This is a genomic window from Micromonospora sp. NPDC049107, from assembly GCF_040648595.1.
Lineage (GTDB): Bacteria > Actinomycetota > Actinomycetes > Mycobacteriales > Micromonosporaceae > Micromonospora.
Map to the genome: position 1 here is coordinate 1 of NZ_JBEZEC010000012.1, position 17,447 is coordinate 17,447.

Here is a 17,447-nt window from a genome sequence, read left to right on the forward strand (position 1 = left end):
GTGGGGGTGGGGGTGGGGGTGGGGGTGGGGGTGGGGGTGGGGGTGGGGGTGGGGTGGGGTGGGGTGGGGGGTCTGGATGCACTTCAGGGGCGGCGAATCGCCGCCCCTGAAAGGGTGTCGCCCTGCTGGTGAACCACCGTCGGGCTGCCGGCGAACCGCCGGCTCTTCGCCGGTGCACCACCGGCGAGCGGAACAGTGCCCGCTAGAAACGATCCACAAACTGTGAGTCAAGCCACTCCCGGAGACGCTGCACCCAGTCGCCGTCCGTGGTCGGCCAGACGAACTGACCGGTCATCGCGAGCACGCCGACCACCACCGCCGCCAGGCCGATGAGGATGCCGAACAGCGCGTCGGTCTTGCCGGCGACGTGCCGGCGGCGGGTCGCCATCAGGCCGAGCACCGACAGCACCGCGCCGACCGCGCCGAGCCCGATGCCGTACCCGGCCAGGGTGCCGCTCAGCACGAACAGCGCGCCGACGACGGAGACGATCAGGCCGAGGGTGGCGAGCAGGCTGGCCCGCGGCTTCGGGCCGCGCGTCACCGGCTCCGGCTCGGTGTCGCGAGCGGGGGTCGTGTCGACCGGACGGTCGGTCACGTCGGGCCGGCGGGTCGTCGTCCGGTCGAGGTCCGGGTCGCGCTCCGGCCGTCGGGTCGTACCGTCGAGGTCGTTGTCGCGCTCGATGGTCGGGACGGCGGCCGTGCCCGTCTTGGCGGCGAGCGGCCGGGCCTCGCCCTCCGTCGGGCGGGCGGTGTCGGTCTCCACCGGCCGGGCGGTGGCGGCGCGGGCCACGGCCGCGCGCTCCGCGGCCCGTCGCTCGGCCTCGCCGGTGCGCCCGGTCGTCGCGGTGGCGTCGCCGGTCGCCGTGGCGCTGCGGTACGTCGTCTGGTCGGCGTCCCGGTCGGTGACAACCGGTCGGCCGTCGTCGGTCCGGCCCGTCTCGGTGACCGGGGTATCGGGACCGTCAAGGTTCTCGTCCCGCGTCGGCGTCTGCTCGGACCGCCGGGACAGCGAAGGAATCCTGACCACTACACACCTCCTGTTGAATGCGTGGTGGCCGACGTTCAGGGGTGGCACCCACGCGCTACGACCCCGAAATACCCACCTCGGCGTTTCCTGACACCGATTCCGGGTACGGCCCGCGGATCAGGGGCGGATCCACCCGGCGTTCGGCGTGAAGGAGCAGCGTCACCCGGTGGCCCCGGTGCGACTGGCTATCCTTGGCACCCGTGCCAGAGGGACACACGATCCACCGCCTGGCGGCCCGGCACGCCGAGCTGTTCGCCGGTGACAAGCTGCACGCCGACAGCCCGCAGGGCCGCTTCGCCGATGGCGCCGCGCGGCTCTCCGGGACCGTCCTGGACAGCACCGAGGCGTACGGAAAGCACCTGCTGCACCACTTCGCCGACGAGGTGACCCTGCACGTGCACCTCGGGCTGTACGGCAAATTCACCGACGGATCAGGGACGCCCCCCGAGCCCGTCGGCCAGGTGCGGCTGCGGCTGACCAGTGACCGGCACTGGTTGGATCTGCGCGGTCCGGCCGCCTGCGAACTGCTCACCCCGCCCGAGGTCGACGCCCTGCGGGCCCGCCTCGGCCCGGATCCGCTGCGCGCCGACGCCGACACCGAGCGGGCGTACGCCCGGATCTCCCGCAGCCCGACGCCCCTCGCGGCCCTGCTGCTGGACCAGTCGGTGGTGGCCGGCACCGGCCTGATCTTCGTGACCGAGGCGCTGTTCCGGGCCGGGCTGCCGCCCACGATGCCCGGTCGGGCGCTGACCCGGGCCGGGTGGGACGCCCTCTGGCTCGACCTGGTCGCGTTGATGCGGCTCGCCCTGGAACACGGTCGGATCGACACCGTCCGCGACGCCCACCTGCCCGAGGCGATGGGTCGACCGGCGCGCGTCGACCGGCACGGCGGCGAGGTGTACGTCTACCGCCGCGCCGGCGCCCCCTGCCACATCTGCGGCACCGAGGTCAGTCGCGGCGAGCTGGTCGGCCGCAACCTCTACTGGTGCCGTACCTGCCAGGCCCGCTGACCCTCGGCATCAGTCGGTGCCGAGCAGCCAGCGGACCACCTCGACCTGGTGCGTGAAGACGACCTGGTCGGCGATGCTCCAGGCCAGGCAGTGGCCGATCGCCCAGCCCCGCACCCGCTCGACGTCCAGCCCGAGGTCGATGCTGAGTCGGTCGAGTCGGTGCCGGACGGCCGCCGGCGAGTGACCCAGCTCCGGACCGCGTACGAGTGGCACCACCGAGAACTCCCGCTCGCCGATCAGCGGCTTGGGGTCGATCGCCAGCCAGGGGGCGCGCTCGGCGGCGAGCACGTTGCCGGCGTGCAGGTCCTGGTTGACGAGCACCTGCTCGCCCTGGCTCGCCGACAGGTCGACCAGCAGGGCGCGCGCCGCGTCGAGGAGCCGCCGCTCGTACGGCCGGCCGGCCCGTTCCCAACTGCGCGGCATCCGGTCGAGCCAGCCGGCGGCCTCCTCGGCGAGCGGGGTGAACGGCGCGCCGGCCGGTCGCCAGAGCCGGGGCAGCAGGTCGACCGCCGCGTCCAGCGCCCGGTCCATCGGTAGTTCGTGCAGGGGCGTACCGGGTCGGCAGCGCTCTACCAGCAGCGCGCGCCGTTCGGGGTCGTGAGCGAGCAGCCGGATCGCGCCGTCGCCGGCCCAGTGGCCGAGCGCGTGGGCCTCGTACCGGCTGTCCTCATCCGGGAACTGGACCTTGAGCACCGCCGCCGTACCGTCGGGCAGATCAGCGGGGAGCGCCAGCGAGGCGTACGCGTACCGGAACGGCGGACCGAGCCGCAGCGACCACCGCTCGGCACACTCCGCCACCAGCGTCGGCAGCGCGGTCAGCCAGGCCCGGCCCACCGCTGACGCTCGTACCCAACCAAGCCCCTCGGGCAGTTCCATCCCGCCATCCTGCCCGCGCCGGGGCGGGTGGCATACCGGGTCGACAGCGGATCGGACATCCGGGAGCCTGTCGTGATGCGACCGGGGCCGTTCTTACGGGAAAGCCTGCTGCGCGCCGGAATGCGTGATGTCGTCGCCGTCGAACCGGCGGCGGGCGGGCTCGCGGCGCTCGCGGGTATCGCCACCCGCCGGGACGCGCCGTCGGTGTTCGTCAAGGCGTTCGCCGAGACGCCGGCCGACGACGTCTTCCCCGCCGAGGCAGACGGGTTGGCCGCGCTGCGCGACCTGGGCGGCGTGCCGACGCCCGAGGTGATCCTCGCGGACCGGGACGTGCTGGTGCTGTCGCTGCTGCGGCCGAGGCCGAGCAGTGCGGCGTTCTGGGAGCGGTTCGCGCAACAGTTGGCCCACCTGCACCTGAGCACGACCCATCCGCGCTTCGGTTGGCACCGGGACAACTGGTTGGGGCGTCGCCGACAGGTCAACACCTGGAACGACGACGGGTTCGCGTTCTTCGCGCAGCACCGGCTGCTCCGCTGGCTCGGCGAGCCCCGTGTCGACGCCGCGCTCGACCGGCAGGACCGGGCGGCACTGGAACGGCTCTGTTCGCGGCTGCCCGAGTTGCTGCCGGACCGGCCCGCGTGCCTCACGCACGGCGACCTGTGGGCGCAGAACATCCTGGCCACACCGGACGGGGAGCCGGCGCTGATCGACCCGGCGGTGTCCTACCTGTGGGCCGAGGTCGACCTCGCCCACGTCTGGACGACGTCGCCCCCGCCTGAGGCGCGGCGGTTCTTCGACGTCTACGTCGAGCTGACGTCGCTCGACGATGATTGGCGGGCCCGGATGCCGATCGTCCAATTGCGACAGCACCTCGCGGTGCTGGCCCAGTTCGACGACGATTGGGGCGCGGGCGACCAGATCCGGGCCACGCTCGCCCCGTTCCGCAGCAGGACGTGACCAGGAGGCCGTGTGACACCCGACGACGAGAAGTTCCTCCGCCGCGCCGTGGAGATCGCCAGCCAGGCCGGGGCGTCCGGCGAACGGCCGTTCGGCTCGTTGCTGGTCGACGCGGACGGTGTCGTCCTGGTCGAGGACCACAACACCGTGGTCTCGGATTCGGACATCACCGCCCATCCGGAGTTGAAGTTGGCCCGCTGGGCCGCCCGGGAGCTGTCCGCCGAGGTGGCCGCCGGCACCACCATGTTCACGAGTTGCCAGCCCTGCCCGATGTGCGCGACGGCGATCGACCGCTCCGGCCTCGGCCGGGTGGTGTACGCGCTCTCCAGCGAGCAGTTCGAGGAGGTCAAGCCGGCCACCCCGGCGCTGCCTCCGGTGCGCTACGAGGGGCCGGCGCTGTTCGAGGAGGCGCGTCGGCCGATCGACGAGCACTACTAGGGCGTGTTTCATACGAACTGGCCGGCCTGCGGCGGGCCCGGACGACGACCGGCGGCGTTGCGGTGGTGTCCGGATACAACACCGGTATCCGGACGACACCGCGCCTTGCCGGATCGCCGCCCGGACTCCGCCTCGGCTCGACCGCCCTTATGAAACAGGCCCTGGGCACGGGACGGAATTGACAGTGAGCCGGCGGTCGGAGCAGGGTTGAGGGGGTGACAACGATGTCAACGGGCAAACGGGATGATGTTCCTCATGATCCTTCTTGCGCCGTACCCCTTCGGTCGACCAGCTCCGGGCGTACCGTTAGCGGGTTTGCCGGCGCGGACCCGGTCCGTCCGCCGATCCTTGCCGTATGCCCCTTCGCTCCTCGACGGTGACCAGCTGAGATGACCGACGCGCCCCGCTCCGACGCCGAACCGACCCCTGCCCCGGCAGGGGTGCCCGACCTGCCTGACCTGGACGGGTTCCTCGCCGACCAGACCCGCACGCTGCTCGACACGGCCCGCCGCTCGGTCCGACCCGAGGGCGGCTTCTGGTGGCTGACCGACGACCGCACCCCGGACCGGGGCGAAGCCGTCTACACCTGGATCACCTGCCGGATGACCCACGTGGCCGCGCTCGCCCACCGCAACGGCGACCCGGATGCCGCCGCCATCGTCGACCACGGCATCGCCGCGCTCGACACGCTGCTGCGCGACGACCGGGACGGCGGCTGGTTCAACGCGGTGGACCAGCAGGGCACCCCGATCGACGAGCGCAAGGCCGGGTACGACCACGCGTTCGTGCTGCTCGCCGCGTCGAGCGCCGCGCGGGCTGGGCGCCCCGGCGCGGACCGCCTGCTCGCCGACGCGCTCAGCGTGGTCCTGAACCGGTTCTGGGACGACGAGGCGGGCGCGGTCCGCGAGTCGTGGAACCGCGACTGGACGGTCACCGAGGACTACCGGGGCGCGAACAGCAGCATGCACATGGTCGAGGCGTTCCTCGCCGCTGCCGCCGCCACCGGGGACACGAGCTGGACCGACCGGGCGCTGCGGATCGCCACCCACCTGGTGCACACCGAGGCCGCCCGGCACGACTGGCGGCTGCCCGAGCACTTCACGACCGACTGGACGCCGCTGCTCGACTACAACCGCGACCAGCCCGCCGACCCGTTCCGGCCGTACGGCTCGACGATGGGCCACTGGCTGGAATGGGCCCGGCTGCTGCTCGAACTGGAAGCCGTCCTGCCGCAGCCGCCGGGCTGGCTGCTCGCCGACGCCCGTACCCTCTTCGCCGCCGCCCTGCGACGTGGCTGGGCGGTCGACGGCGCGGACGGCTTCGTCTACACAATCGACTGGGACGACCGGCCCGTGGTCCGCTCCCGGATGCACTGGGTGCTGGCCGAGGCCATCGGCGCGGCGGTCACCCTGCACCGCCGCACCGGGGACGCCGTCTACGCCGACTGGTACCGGGTCTTCTGGGCGTACGCGCGCCGCTACCTGATCGACGGCACCGGCTGGCGGCACGAGCTGGACCCGCGGAACCTGCCCGCCGACACGGTCTGGCACGGTCGACCCGACGTGTACCACGCGTACCAGGCGGTGCTGCTGTCCCGCTCGGCCGACGGCCTCGGTGGCCCCGGCCCGCTCGCCCCCGGCACGGTGACCGCATGATCGTCGTGGCGGGGGAGGCCCTCATCGACCTGGTGGTGACCGCCGACGGGCAACGGGCGGTCCCGGGCGGGTCGCCGGCGAACGTGGCGGTCACCCTGGCCCGGCTCGACCAGCCGGTACGGCTGCTGGCCCGCCTCGGCCCCGACGAGTACGGCCGGCAGATCGCCGACTACCTGGCGGCCAACCAGGTGGACCTGCGCTGGGCCGTCCACGCGTCCGAGCCCACTTCGGTGGCGGTCGCCACCCTGGACGCCACCGGCCAGGCCAGTTACGAGTTCCGGCTCGACGGTGCCGCGGACTGGCAGTGGACGCCGGAGGAACTGCCCGACCTCGCCGGCTCCTCGGCGACGGCCCTGCACACCGGGTCGCTCGCCCTCGCGCTCGCCCCCGGCGCGCAGGCGCTGGAGGGGCTGCTCGCCCGCGAACGTGACCGTGGCGGGCTGACCCTCTCGATCGATCTCAACCTGCGACCGAGCATCGTCACCGACCGGACCGCCGAGCAGGAGCGGGTACGCCGGCAGGTGCCCCTCGCGCACCTGGTCAAGGCCAGCGACGAGGACCTGGCCTGGCTCTATCCGGACCGGTCGATCGCCGACGTGATGGCCGAGTGGCGCGAGGCCGGAGTGTCCTGCGCGGTGGTGACCCGCGGCGGTGAGGGCGTGTGGCTGCTCGCCCCGAACGGGGTGCTACACGAGCAGCCGGCCGTACGCACCACGGTGGTGGACACCGTCGGTGCGGGCGACTCGTTCACCGGTGGCCTGCTCGCCGCCCTGGCCGACATCGACGCGCTCGGCGACCGGCCGACCGAACGGCTCGCCGCGGTGACCGAGCAGCAGTGGACGACAGTGCTGCGCCAAGCGGCGACCGTCGCGGCCCTGACCTGCGCCCGCCGAGGCGCCAACCCCCCAACCCAAGCCGAACTAAAAGCCCGCCTAACCACAACAACCTGACCCACCCCCGCCCCCCGCCCCGCCCCGCCCCGCCCCGCGCCGCCCCGCCCCCGCCCGGGTCGATCATGGACTTGTGGTGGGCGTTCCGTGGTTGTTTGCGGCATACGCGAGGCACCACAAGTCCGTGATCGCCGTGGGCACCACCCCTGAACCTGCGCGATCTTGCACTTTCTGTCCCGGCGAAACGGTCGAATCCGCGCAAGGCGGCGACAGAGAGTGCAAGATCGGCGGGCGCGGGCGCGGGCGCGGACGCGGGCGCGGGGGCGGGGGCGGGCGCGGCGCGGGGTTGGGGAGGCCTGGGTGTTGGAGCGGGTGGGCGGGACTGTCGTTGACGGTGGGGAGTCGTCGCCGGCGCTGCGTTCGAAGAGGCGCTCGGTGGCCAGGCGGGCCAGCGCGCGGCAGCCCGCGTACTCCGTTCAAGCGGCGCCGCTCCTACCAAACCTGGTGACCGCGGGTGAGCAGGACCTGGTGACCGCGGGTGAGCAGGCGCAATGGCGCCGTGTGCGGAGCTGCGGCGGGCACTGATTCGGGTGGGCCCGTTTCGTGTTGAACCTTCGTTGTGGACGCGCCGTTGGGGAGCTAGACAGCGACCGCCCGCACGAGAGGACCAGAAGCATGCCCCGACGACCTGGACCCGCCCCCGCCTATACGCCGATGGCCTACCAGCAGATCATCGACAACCCGGGCCTCGCCGATACCAGCCTCGCGCTGAGCTGGGCACACAGGTCGGGCCGACTTGCGCGTGGTACCAGTAGCCCCGGTCAGTTGAGCCGGGGAGTGTTGGGTGACTTTGCCCAGTCGCACGGGCTCCCCGCCGGCTACTACACACTCGAGTCAGATGGCGCGAAGTATTTCCTGGGGAAGCATCCTGACCTTGCCCCCGGCGGTGCCGACCCGAGGGCCGCGGCAGCTCAGCGAATCGACCCGCCCGCCCGCTGGACGCGAGTGTTCACCCCGGCGGCCTATCAGGCGGTCATCGACAACCCGGGCATCGCCGACGCCCGCATCGTGGTGGCCTGGACCCATGCGACAGGCCGGTTGGGGCGTACCGCCACCAGCCTCGCTGGCATGAGCCCGGGAGTGTTGGATGACTTTGCCCGGTCGCACGGGCTTCCCGCCGGGTACTACACGGCTGAGCAGCTTGGCAGGAGCTGTCTCCTGGCGAACCATCCTGATCTTGCCCCCGGCGGTGCCGACCCGAGGGCCGCGGCAGCTCAGCGAATCGACCCGCCCGCCGGCTGGCCCCCGCGACTGTTCGTACCGGTGGCCTACCAGGAGGTCATCGACAACCCCGCCATCGTCGATCACTCACTCATCGCGGCCTGGGCTGGCGCCACCGGCCGACTCGCCAATCCCAACGCCAGCGTTCTGAGCCTGGCGGTGGTGAACGATTTCACCGATGCCCACGGACTGCCCAGACGGTCGTTCATCCTGAACGTATACGGCAACAGCTCCGTCCTGCAGCCGAACCCCGACCGCTTGCCCCCGAGGGGCGACCCGGAGATCGCCGCACCCGGCAGGATCCCACTGCCCCAGGGATGGCGCCCGAGGGTACCCGTCGAGGCGCACCAGAACGAACAGGTCATCCACCCGCCACAGCGGCTGCCCGCCCCAGGCAGCCCCGCCCGTTCCTACTCGGCGCCCTCCGGGCCGTACACCCACGACGCCGCACCCCCGTACTACGCAGGTCCACCCGCCACCGGATCAGACCTGATATTCCAGAACACCAACCTTTATTCGGTCGCGGCTCAGTCATCATTCACACCCCAGGACCCCTACCCCTTGCCCGAGGTCAGTCAGTACCCGGCTCAATACGGCACGACCGCGTCCTACGGCGTCAACCAGCCGACCCTCTACGCGCCCAATTACGGGTCCACCTATGCGCCCTCTTACGAGTCCACCTACACCCAATACGCCGACAGCGCAGGTCCCGCCTACAACCCCGCCGGCCCGAGCTACGCCCCCACCGCCGCCACACCGACCATCCAGTACGGCAACAGCAGCGTCGACCAGCAAGCCATCAGCTACACAACGGCACAGATGAACTCCATGAGCATCACCACCAGTTGGCACCCCGACGCGGCACGCATCCCATCGTCAGGAGCCCCGACGTACTACCAGGCCGACAACAGCGTCATCGAAAGCAGATCACCGACTCCTGAGCCGCGCCCCAGGAAACACCGCCGACGCGCTTGAGGGCCTGTCTTCATCGGGTTCTGCGTGCTCCGGTGGGTCAGGGACCGGGTCGCCACAGACACTCATGCGGAACTTCGTGCCCTCACCAACCGTGCCGGCCCACACCCTAAAGTCCATGATCGCCGTGGCCGGCACCCCGAGACCTCCGCGATCTTGCACTTCCTGTCCCGACGAAACGGCCGGACCCGCGCAAAACAACAACAGAAAGCGCAAGATCGGCGGGCAGGGGGGCAGGCGGGCAGGGGGGCAGCGGGCAGGGGGCAGGGGGCAGGGGGCAGGGGGGCGGCCCGAGAACTAGAGGAGGCCTCGGGGTAGGAGGCGGGTGGGGAGGACTGTCGTCGTTGGTGGGGAGTCGTCGCCGGCGATGCGGTGGAACAGGCGCTCGGTGGCTACCCGGGCCAGTTCCCGGGTGTCGTAGGCGACGACCGTGAACGGCCTGGGCATGAGGTGGGCCAGCTCGAAGTCGTCGAACCCGACGAGCGACGCGTCGCTGCCCCGGCGGTGCAACTCCTGCAACGCGCCGACCGTCAGCCGGTTGTTGCCGCAGAAGAAGGCGGTGGGCGGGTTCGGGGAGTCGAGCAGCGCGGCGACCGCCCGCCCGGCGTCCTCGGGGGCGATCAGGTGGTCGCGTACCAGGGAGTCGTCCGGCTCGACCCCGGCGGCCGCCAGCGCCGTCCGCGCGCCGACCAGCCGCTCGCGCATGGTGGGCACGCTCGGCGCGCCGAGCAGGAGAGCCACCCTCCGGTGCCCCTCGTCGAGCAGGGACTCGACCCCGGACCGGCCGCCGCCGGAGTTGTCCAACAGCACGGTGTCGGCGAGCAGACCCTGCGGTGGCCGGTCCACGAAGACCACCGGCATGCCCAGCTCGACCTCGCGGCGCAGGAACGAGTGGTCCGGGCCGGCCGGCACGACCAGCAGCCCGTCGACGCGGCGCTGGGTGAAGTCCTGCAGGACGGCGCGTTCGCGCTCCGGGTCCTCCTCGGAGGAGGCGGTGATCAGCATCGTGCCGTGCGCGGCGGCGATCTCGGCGGCCACGCTCGCGATCGTGGCGTAGAACGGGTTGGCGATCTCCTCGATCAACAGCCCGACGGTGGCGTTGAGCTGTCGCGAGCGCAGGTTGCGCGCGATGTCGTTGCGCCGGAAGCCCAATTCGGTGATGGCGGCCAGCACCCGGCCGAGCAGTTCCTGACCCACCGGCTCGTCGTTGACCACCCGGGAGACCGTCTTCAGGCTTACTCCGGCGTGCCGCGCGACATCGACCATGGTCGGTCGTCGGCGCGCGGCGGACCTGGTCGGGGTCTGGGTCACGGGGTGGACCTCCACGGCGGGCGCGGGTCAGCGATCGAGAGCGGCGAGCGCGTCGACCGCCTTGCGGGCGGCGATCAGCACCGGATCCCAGACCGGCGCGTACGGCGGAGCGTAGCCCAGGTCCAGTGCGGTCATGTCGTCCACGGTCATGCCATTCCACAACGCGACGGCCAGAGTGTCGATCCGCTTGGCCGCCTCGGACCAGCCGACGATCTGCGCGCCGAGCAGACGGCCGCTGGGTCGTTCCGCGATCAGCTTGACGGTCATCGGCCGGGCACCCGGGTAGTAGCCGGCCCGGCTGGTCGATTCTGCGATCACCGAGACGAAGTCGAAGCCGGCCGCCGAGGCGTCCCGCTCCCGCAGGCCCGTGCGACCGACCTCCAGTTCGCAGACCTTGGTCACGGCCGTGCCGATCACGCCGGTGAAGGTGGCGTACCCGCCGCCGATGTTGATGCCGGCCACCCGGCCCTGCTTGTTGGCGTGGGTACCCAACGGGATGTACACCGGCATCCCGCTGACCCGGTGCAGGGTCTCCACGCAGTCGCCGGCCGCCCAGACCCCCGGGAAGCCGGGGACCCGCATCCGCCGGTCCACCCGGATCGCGCCGGTCGGCCCGAGCGGCAGCCCGGCGGCCTCCGCGAGCCCGATGTTGGGGCGTACCCCGAGACCCAGGACCACGACGTCGGTCGGAATCGGCCCCTCGGCGGTGACCACGGCGGACACCCGGCCGTCCCGCTGTTCGAGGCCGGTCACCGGCAGGCCGGCGCGGATGGTGATGCCGAGGCCACGCATGGCATCGGCGACGAGTTCGGCCATGTCGGCGTCGACCGTCGACATGGGTTGCTCGGCCTGCTCGACGAGCGTCACCGACAGGCCGCGCTGGATCATCGCCTCGGCCATCTCGACGCCGATGTAGCCGCCGCCCACCACCACCGCCCGGCGCGGCTGCGGCTCGGCGTCCAGCCAGTCGCGCAGCGCCGCGCCGTCGTCGAGGGTCTGCACCCCGAACACGCCGGCCACGTCCGACTGCGCCCACGGGGGCTTGGTCGGTGTCGCGCCGGCGGCGTACATCAGTTCGTCGAAGCGTTCGGTGACCTCGCGGCCGTGGTCCAGGTCCCGGGCGACCACCTCGCGCCGTTCGAGGTCGATGGCCGTCACCTCGTGGCGCAACCGCACGTCGATGTCGAACTTCGTGCGGAACGTCTCCGGCGCGCGGGCGATCAGATCCTCCGGGCCGGGCACCAGCCCCGAGATCCAGTACGGGATGCCGCAGGCCGAGTAGGAGGTGAAATGTCCCCGCTCGAAGACCACGATCTCCAGGTCGTCCCGGTCGCGGCGGCGGCGTGCCTGGGACGCCGCCGACATGCCGGCGGCGTCCCCGCCGATGACGATCAGTCGTTGCGCCACAGGATCATCCTGTCATGCGGGCGCTCAACCGCGGGTCTGTCGCGCCACGTCCTGCACGACGTCGACGAGCCGTCCGGTACGGGCGTACACGGCGCGCTGCCGGGCCGCGCCGGTGCCGTGGCGGCGTAGCCCACCCAGCAGGTCGGACACCTCGGCCCAGTCGCCGTGCCGCTCCAGCGCCGGCCGCAGCCGTTCCACGAACTCGTCCAGCAACTCCCACGCGGGACGCAACTCGCCGGTGGTGACGTCGACGCCCTCGCCCTCCAGGCCGTCGTGGGCGGCCCGCCAGTGCGCGCCGACCAGCAGGTGGTGGTCGGTCCGCAACGCGGGGCGGCCGGCCTCGACGTCGTCCATGGCGGTGGCCACCAGGGCCCGGACCAGCGCGGCGACCAGCACCGCGTCGTCCACGGTCGGGCAGACGTCGCCGATGCGCAGCTCGACGGTCGGGTACTTCGCCGACAGCCGGGCGTACCAGTAGAGCATCCCCTCGTCGAGCATCACCCCGCTGGCGATCAACTGGCGGATGAGCCGCTGGTAGTGCTCGTGCGACTCCAGGAAGGGCGTCGGCGCGACCGACGGCCAGCGCTCCCACTCCACCGACCGCCAGCTCGCGTAGCCGGTGTCCTCGCCACGGGAGAACGGCGAGTTGGTGGTGACGGCGTGCAGCGTAGGCAGCCACGGCCGGACGTGGTTGAGCACCTGCACGCCGGTCTCCGGATCGGGGACACCCACGTGCACGTGCATGCCGTTGTTACCGGGACCGGGTACGAGCAGCCGGAACCGTTCGATCATCCGGTCGAAACGGGGCTTGTCGACGACCGGGGGCACCGGGCCGTCCACCGGACCGGTGCCGATGGCGAGCAGCCGTACGCCGGCCCGCTCGGCCGCGTCGGCAAGGGCCTTACGGAGTACGCCGAGGGAGTGCCGGATCGAGGACAGCTCCAGCCCGGGCGGCGAGCCGATCTCGATCTGGCTGGTCTGGAACTCGCGCTCGACCTGACCGCGTAGCTCCGCCGGGACCTGTTCCAGCACGAGGTCCACGGCGGGCACCGCGGCGCCGGTGTGTGGGTCGACGAGCAGGAACTCCTCCTCGACGCCAACGGTGAGCACCTCGGTCCCCGCGGTCGTCCCGTGCGCCTCCGCCACCTGCCCGGTCATCGCGCACCACCGTCCGTTTCTGCCGCCCGCGGTCCGTCCGCGCCGGTCGGACGTTTGGTTACCCAGGGTGGTAACGCCCGGAAACGTGGTGACGGCACGGCGTCTCCGGCGTGTCGCCGGACCATCGGCGATCCGGCCGGGGGACGTGACACCGGGTCCTATGCTGAGCCCGTGCCGGTGCTGCTGGGATTCCTCTGGGCCACGTGGATGTCCGCGTTCGCCCAGCTCGGCATGCTCGCCGACCGTCCGGCCGACCTGCTCGCCGGGGCCGCGCTGACCGCCCTGGTCCTCGTCGCCGCGCTGCTCGCCGCGCGCCCGCTCGGCCCGTCCCGCGCACCCGGTGTCGCGCGACGCTGGGCCGGGCTGCGTGCCCGGGCCCGCAGCCGCCGGACACCCCGCCAGATCGATCCGGACGCCGCCGGACGACCCCGCCCCCGCGCACCCGGACGCCCCCGCGCCGCGTAGCAACACCTCGCCGCGCGGCCGATCCCACCGTCATTGGTCCTAGGTGCCGTCCACGACGGCTCCAGGACCCACCGGAATCGGACCGAGGGGTTTCCCATGCTCTCCTTCGCACCGCTGCACACCGTCGTCGGCGTCGCCGGCAGCGCTTTGTCCTGGCTCACCGACCTGCTCGAACCGCTGGCCGACGGCACGGCGACCGTCGCCGCCATCGTGCTGCTCACCGTCGCCGTCCGGCTGCTGATCACACCGTTGACCGTCGCGCAGGTCCGCGGGGAGCGACGCCGCGCCGCGCTCGCCCCGCAGGTCCGCGAGCTACAGCAGCGGTACGCCGACGACCCGGCGACCCTCCAGCGCGAGGTGTTCGCGCTGTACCGCACGGCCGGCGCGAACCCGGTCGCCGGCTGCCTGCCGCTGCTGATCCAGGCGCCGTTCCTGCTGGTCCTGTACCGGCTGTTCGCCACCGACGAGGGCGGCACGGGACTGCTCGACGAGCGGCTGGCCGGCGTACCGCTGGGTCACCACCTCAGCGACGGGTTGGCCGGCGCGGCCGGACCGCTCTTCGCCGGCCTGCTGGTCCTGCTGCTGGCGCTGGCCTGGTGGTCGTCACGCCGGGCGCGACGTGCGTCGGCGGCGGTCGGCACGGTGGCCGGTACGCCCACCGAGGGGCCGGGGGCGGCCACCCTCGGTCGGCTGCTGCCTCTGCTGCCGTTCACGACCGTGGTGGTGGCGTTGGTGCTGCCGCTCGCCGCCGTGATCTACCTGGTGACGACGACGGCCTGGTCGGCGCTGGAGCAGGTGGTGCTGCGCCGGCCGCAGGCAGCGCCGGCACCCGCCGCAGGGCATCAGGTGCCCTGATCGCGGCGCGGACGCGGATCAGCGACCGGCGGTCACCGACCGCCGGTCGTCGCGTTGCCGGCGGCGGCGGATCTTGCGGGCCACCCAGCTGACCACCATGACGACGAAGACCGCGCCGATTGCGTAGTTGAACCAGTCGCTGTACCGCTCGACGTTCTGCCACCGGCTGCCCAGCGCGTAACCGGACCCGACGATGAGGGCGTTCCACACGCCGCTGCCGATGGTGGTGAGCAGGACGAACTCGCCCAGCGGCATCCGGTTGGCCCCGGCCGGGACGGAGACCAGGCTGCGGACCACCGGCACCACCCGGCCGATCAGCACCGCCCACCGGCCGTGCCGCTCGAACCAGCGGTCGGCCCTCTCCAGGTCGTCGCGGTCCACCAGCGGGATGCGGTCCAGCCAGTGCTTGAGCCGTTCCTCGCCGAGCGCCGCGCCGAGCCAGTAGAGCACCAGCGCGCCGACCAGTGAGCCGACCGTCGCGGCGACAATGACGAGGACGACGTTGAACCGACCCTCGTGGGCGAGGAAACCCGCCATCGCCAGCACGATCTCGCTGGGGATCGGCGGGACGATGCTCTCCAACGCGACCAGCAGGGCCACGCCGACCGGACCCATCGCCTCGATGACGGACGCCACCCACCCGGTCAGGCCGGTGAACTCGGAGGGGTCACCAGTCTGGGCGTACGCCATTGGTCATCCTTCCGACGGGCCTACGGGGGGATCGGGTTGTCATACCCAATGATCGGCGCGGCACACCTGCGGGTGATCCGCGCCACGGACGGGCTCAGCCCTCCGGGTGCAGCGCGGTGTCGGCCGGGCCCTGCCGCCAGGCGGTGAACGCCACCGTGAGGCCGCCGCGCGTCGGCGCGCAGCAGAACGGGCCGGCCATCGCCTCGGCCTCCGGGTCCAGCGGGGCGAGTCGGACCAGCCGCCACGGCGCGTCGGTCACCCGCGCCCGTACGGTCAGCGCGTCACCGGCCCGACTGACCCGGACCGTCACCTCCTGACCCGCCCAGCCCGGCACCGGGGCCACCGACCAGTCGGAGAACTCCCGGGTCACCACGGCACCGAGCTGCGACTCGCCGTCGCTCACCTCGACACCCGCCTTGACCCACGTCCGCTCGTCCACCCGGACCAGCACGCCGGCCTGGTCGAACTGCGCGGAGAAGTCGAGCCGGAAGCTCACCTCCATGGCCGCGCCGACGGGTAGCGGCGCGAGCAGCGCCGGCCCGTTGTCGTGGACGAAGCCGTAGCTGGTCCGCCGCCAGAAGTCGGTCTCCGCCCCGGCTTCGACGACCAGCTCACCGGTCGGACCGTGTCCGGCGCGCACCGGCGGGTGCAGCCACCGGCCCCGGGACCAGTCCAACTCATCGCTCGGCGGTACGAGGTCGGTCTCCATGCCGGGCAGGGTACCGACCGCAGCCGCCCCGGCAGGTTTGCCGCGGAGATCAACTGGAGAGATTTTCGCGGCATGGGTGACCGTTGGTACTCCGAAGCCGTCGTCTACTGCCTCGACATCGACACGTACGCCGACTCCGACGGCGACGGTGTGGGCGACATCCGTGGTCTGATCGGCCGGTTGGACTACCTGGCCCGGCTGGGCGTGACGTGCCTGTGGCTGCACCCGATCCACCCGTCGCCGAACCGCGACGACGGGTACGACGTCACCGACTTCTACAACGTCGACCCCCGCTTCGGCACCCTCGGTGACTTCGCCGAACTGCTGCACCAGGCGCAGAACCGGGGCATCCGCGTGATCATCGACCTGGTGGTCAACCACACCTCGGACGAGCACCCCTGGTTCCAGTCCGCCCGTTCCTCGCCCGACTCGCCGTACCGGGACTGGTTCGTCTGGTCCGACACCGAGCCGGACGACCGCCACCAGGGCATGGTCTTCCCCGGGGAGCAGAAGGAGACGTGGAGCTACGACCGCACCGCGAAGGCGTGGTTCTACCACCGCTTCTACAAGTTCCAGCCGGACCTGAACTTCGCCAACCCGGAGGTCCGGGCCGAGGTTAAGAAGATCATGTCGTTCTGGCTCCAGCTCGGAGTCTCCGGCTTCCGGATGGACGCGGTGCCGTTCATCATCGAGCTGACCGAGCCGGGCAACCCGGACTCCCCAAAGGACTTCGAGTTCCTCACCGAGATGCGCCAGCACGTGCAGTGGCGGCGCGGGGACGCCGTCCTGCTCGCCGAGGCGAACGTCGAACCGGACCAGCTTCCGACGTTCTTCGGCGACGCCGGCGGATCCGGCAACCGCATCCACATGCTCTTCGACTTCATGCTCAACGGCCGGCTCATGCTCGCCCTCGCGCGGCAGGACCCGGAGTCGCTGATCGAGGCGTTGCGTGACACGCCGAAGCTCCCGGTCGGTGGGCAGTGGGCCACCTTCCTGCGCAACCACGACGAGATCGACCTGTCCCGGTTGACGACCGAACAGCGCAACCAGGTGTACGCCGAGTTCGGCCCGGACGAGAACATGCGCATCTACGACCGGGGCATCCGCCGTCGGCTCGCCCCGATGCTCGGCAACGACCGGCGGCGCATCGAGCTGGCGTACGCCCTGCAGTTCTCCCTGCGCGGCACTCCGGTGCTGCGCTACGGCGAGGAGATCGGGATGGGCGAGGACCTGTCGCTGCCCGGTCGGGAGGCGATCCGTACGCCGATGCAGTGGTCGTACAAGCCGAATGCCGGCTTCTCCACCGCGGATACGGAGAAGCTGGTCCGCCCGGTGATCGACAAGGGTGAGTTCGGTTACCAGAACGTCAACGTCACCGCCCAGCGTGGCGACCCGAAGTCGCTGCTCGCCTGGTTCGAGCGCATGATCCGTACCCTTCGGGAGGCCCCCGAGATCGGCTCCGGCTCCACCACGCACATCGACGTGGCGATGCCGCCCGGGGTGCTGGCGCACCGCGCGGACGGGCCGACCGGCACGATGGTCTTCCTGCACAACCTGGGTACCGACGACGTCGAGGTGGACCTGAGCAGCCTCGAGGCGGAGGCCGACCTGCCGATCGACGTGCTCACTGACCGTGGTTACGGCGAGCTGGGCAAGCTCGGCGCGGTGAAGGTCTCCGGGTACGGATACCGGTGGATTCGCCTATGCCGGGGTCGGGGGTTCTGAGGCTAAGCTCCTTCGATCACC

16 protein-coding genes are annotated in these 17,447 nt (G+C 71.9%); 9 read left to right on the forward strand and 7 right to left on the reverse strand.

Going from position 1 to position 17,447, the window contains the following annotated elements:
- Positions 1-202: 202 nt before the first annotated feature.
- Complete coding sequence (locus tag AB0B55_RS26530) at positions 203-1,027, reverse strand: DUF4190 domain-containing protein (protein WP_357134881.1); 825 nt, start codon at positions 1,025-1,027, stop codon at positions 203-205.
- 200 nt (positions 1,028-1,227) lie between these two features.
- On the opposite strand from AB0B55_RS26530, the gene AB0B55_RS26535 reads away from it, so the two are divergent.
- Positions 1,228-2,037, forward strand: a complete 810-nt coding sequence (locus AB0B55_RS26535; RefSeq protein WP_357174520.1) for a DNA-formamidopyrimidine glycosylase family protein — start codon at positions 1,228-1,230, stop codon at positions 2,035-2,037.
- A 9-nt stretch (positions 2,038-2,046) separates the two neighbouring features.
- Here AB0B55_RS26535 and AB0B55_RS26540 read toward each other — a convergent pair whose 3' ends face one another.
- Entirely contained in the window at positions 2,047-2,913 is an 867-nt protein-coding gene (locus AB0B55_RS26540) for an aminoglycoside phosphotransferase family protein (RefSeq protein WP_357174523.1), read from the reverse strand.
- A 120-nt stretch (positions 2,914-3,033) separates the two neighbouring features.
- Between AB0B55_RS26540 and AB0B55_RS26545 the strand changes: the two genes are divergently transcribed.
- From AB0B55_RS26545 to AB0B55_RS26565, 5 genes are all read left to right on the forward strand, one after another.
- A complete protein-coding gene (locus AB0B55_RS26545) occupies positions 3,034-3,870 on the forward strand; it encodes a fructosamine kinase family protein (protein WP_357174526.1) in 837 nt (278 codons plus the stop codon).
- A 12-nt stretch (positions 3,871-3,882) separates the two neighbouring features.
- Positions 3,883-4,308, forward strand: coding sequence for a nucleoside deaminase (locus AB0B55_RS26550; RefSeq protein ID WP_357174529.1), 426 nt, complete (start codon positions 3,883-3,885; stop codon positions 4,306-4,308).
- A 389-nt stretch (positions 4,309-4,697) separates the two neighbouring features.
- Positions 4,698-5,963 (forward strand): AGE family epimerase/isomerase, encoded by a 1,266-nt coding sequence (locus AB0B55_RS26555; protein WP_357133852.1) that lies wholly within the window; start codon positions 4,698-4,700, stop codon positions 5,961-5,963.
- Positions 5,960-6,913 carry a carbohydrate kinase gene (locus AB0B55_RS26560; protein ID WP_357133855.1) on the forward strand — a complete coding sequence of 318 codons (954 nt, stop codon included), beginning with the start codon at positions 5,960-5,962 and terminating at the stop codon, positions 6,911-6,913. The genes AB0B55_RS26555 and AB0B55_RS26560 overlap by 4 nt, the downstream gene beginning before the upstream one ends.
- A 654-nt stretch (positions 6,914-7,567) precedes the next feature.
- Positions 7,568-9,109 carry a hypothetical protein gene (locus tag AB0B55_RS26565; RefSeq protein WP_357174532.1) on the forward strand — a complete coding sequence of 514 codons (1,542 nt, stop codon included), beginning with the start codon at positions 7,568-7,570 and terminating at the stop codon, positions 9,107-9,109.
- A gap of 294 nt (positions 9,110-9,403) precedes the next feature.
- Here the strand turns inward: AB0B55_RS26565 and AB0B55_RS26570 are convergent, their stop codons facing one another.
- The 3 genes from AB0B55_RS26570 to AB0B55_RS26580 all read right to left on the reverse strand — a co-directional run bounded on the left by AB0B55_RS26570 (position 9,404) and on the right by AB0B55_RS26580 (position 12,982).
- On the reverse strand, positions 9,404-10,372 hold the full coding sequence (locus tag AB0B55_RS26570; RefSeq protein ID WP_357134028.1) for a LacI family DNA-binding transcriptional regulator: 969 nt from the start codon (positions 10,370-10,372) through the stop codon (positions 9,404-9,406).
- Positions 10,373-10,444: 72 nt separating this feature from the next.
- Positions 10,445-11,824: an FAD-dependent oxidoreductase gene (locus AB0B55_RS26575; protein WP_357174535.1), complete on the reverse strand. Its 1,380-nt coding sequence runs from the start codon at positions 11,822-11,824 to the stop codon at positions 10,445-10,447.
- A gap of 24 nt (positions 11,825-11,848) precedes the next feature.
- A complete protein-coding gene (locus AB0B55_RS26580; protein WP_357133864.1) occupies positions 11,849-12,982 on the reverse strand; it encodes a glutamate--cysteine ligase in 1,134 nt (377 codons plus the stop codon).
- 171 nt (positions 12,983-13,153) lie between these two features.
- On the opposite strand from AB0B55_RS26580, the gene AB0B55_RS26585 reads away from it, so the two are divergent.
- Together AB0B55_RS26585 and yidC are read left to right on the forward strand one after the other, a co-directional pair.
- Positions 13,154-13,447: a DUF6412 domain-containing protein gene (locus AB0B55_RS26585; RefSeq protein ID WP_357133867.1), complete on the forward strand. Its 294-nt coding sequence runs from the start codon at positions 13,154-13,156 to the stop codon at positions 13,445-13,447.
- A 96-nt stretch (positions 13,448-13,543) separates the two neighbouring features.
- Positions 13,544-14,302, forward strand: a complete 759-nt coding sequence (gene yidC / locus AB0B55_RS26590) for a membrane protein insertase YidC (protein ID WP_357133870.1) — start codon at positions 13,544-13,546, stop codon at positions 14,300-14,302.
- A gap of 18 nt (positions 14,303-14,320) precedes the next feature.
- On the opposite strand, the gene AB0B55_RS26595 is transcribed toward yidC, so the two are convergent.
- On the reverse strand, positions 14,321-14,992 hold the full coding sequence (locus AB0B55_RS26595; protein ID WP_357174538.1) for a DedA family protein: 672 nt from the start codon (positions 14,990-14,992) through the stop codon (positions 14,321-14,323).
- A 94-nt stretch (positions 14,993-15,086) separates the two neighbouring features.
- A complete protein-coding gene (locus AB0B55_RS26600) occupies positions 15,087-15,701 on the reverse strand; it encodes a DUF1349 domain-containing protein (RefSeq protein ID WP_357133876.1) in 615 nt (204 codons plus the stop codon).
- 72 nt (positions 15,702-15,773) lie between these two features.
- On the opposite strand from AB0B55_RS26600, the gene AB0B55_RS26605 reads away from it, so the two are divergent.
- A complete protein-coding gene (locus AB0B55_RS26605) occupies positions 15,774-17,426 on the forward strand; it encodes an alpha-amylase family protein (protein ID WP_357133879.1) in 1,653 nt (550 codons plus the stop codon).
- Positions 17,427-17,447: the final 21 nt, after the last annotated feature.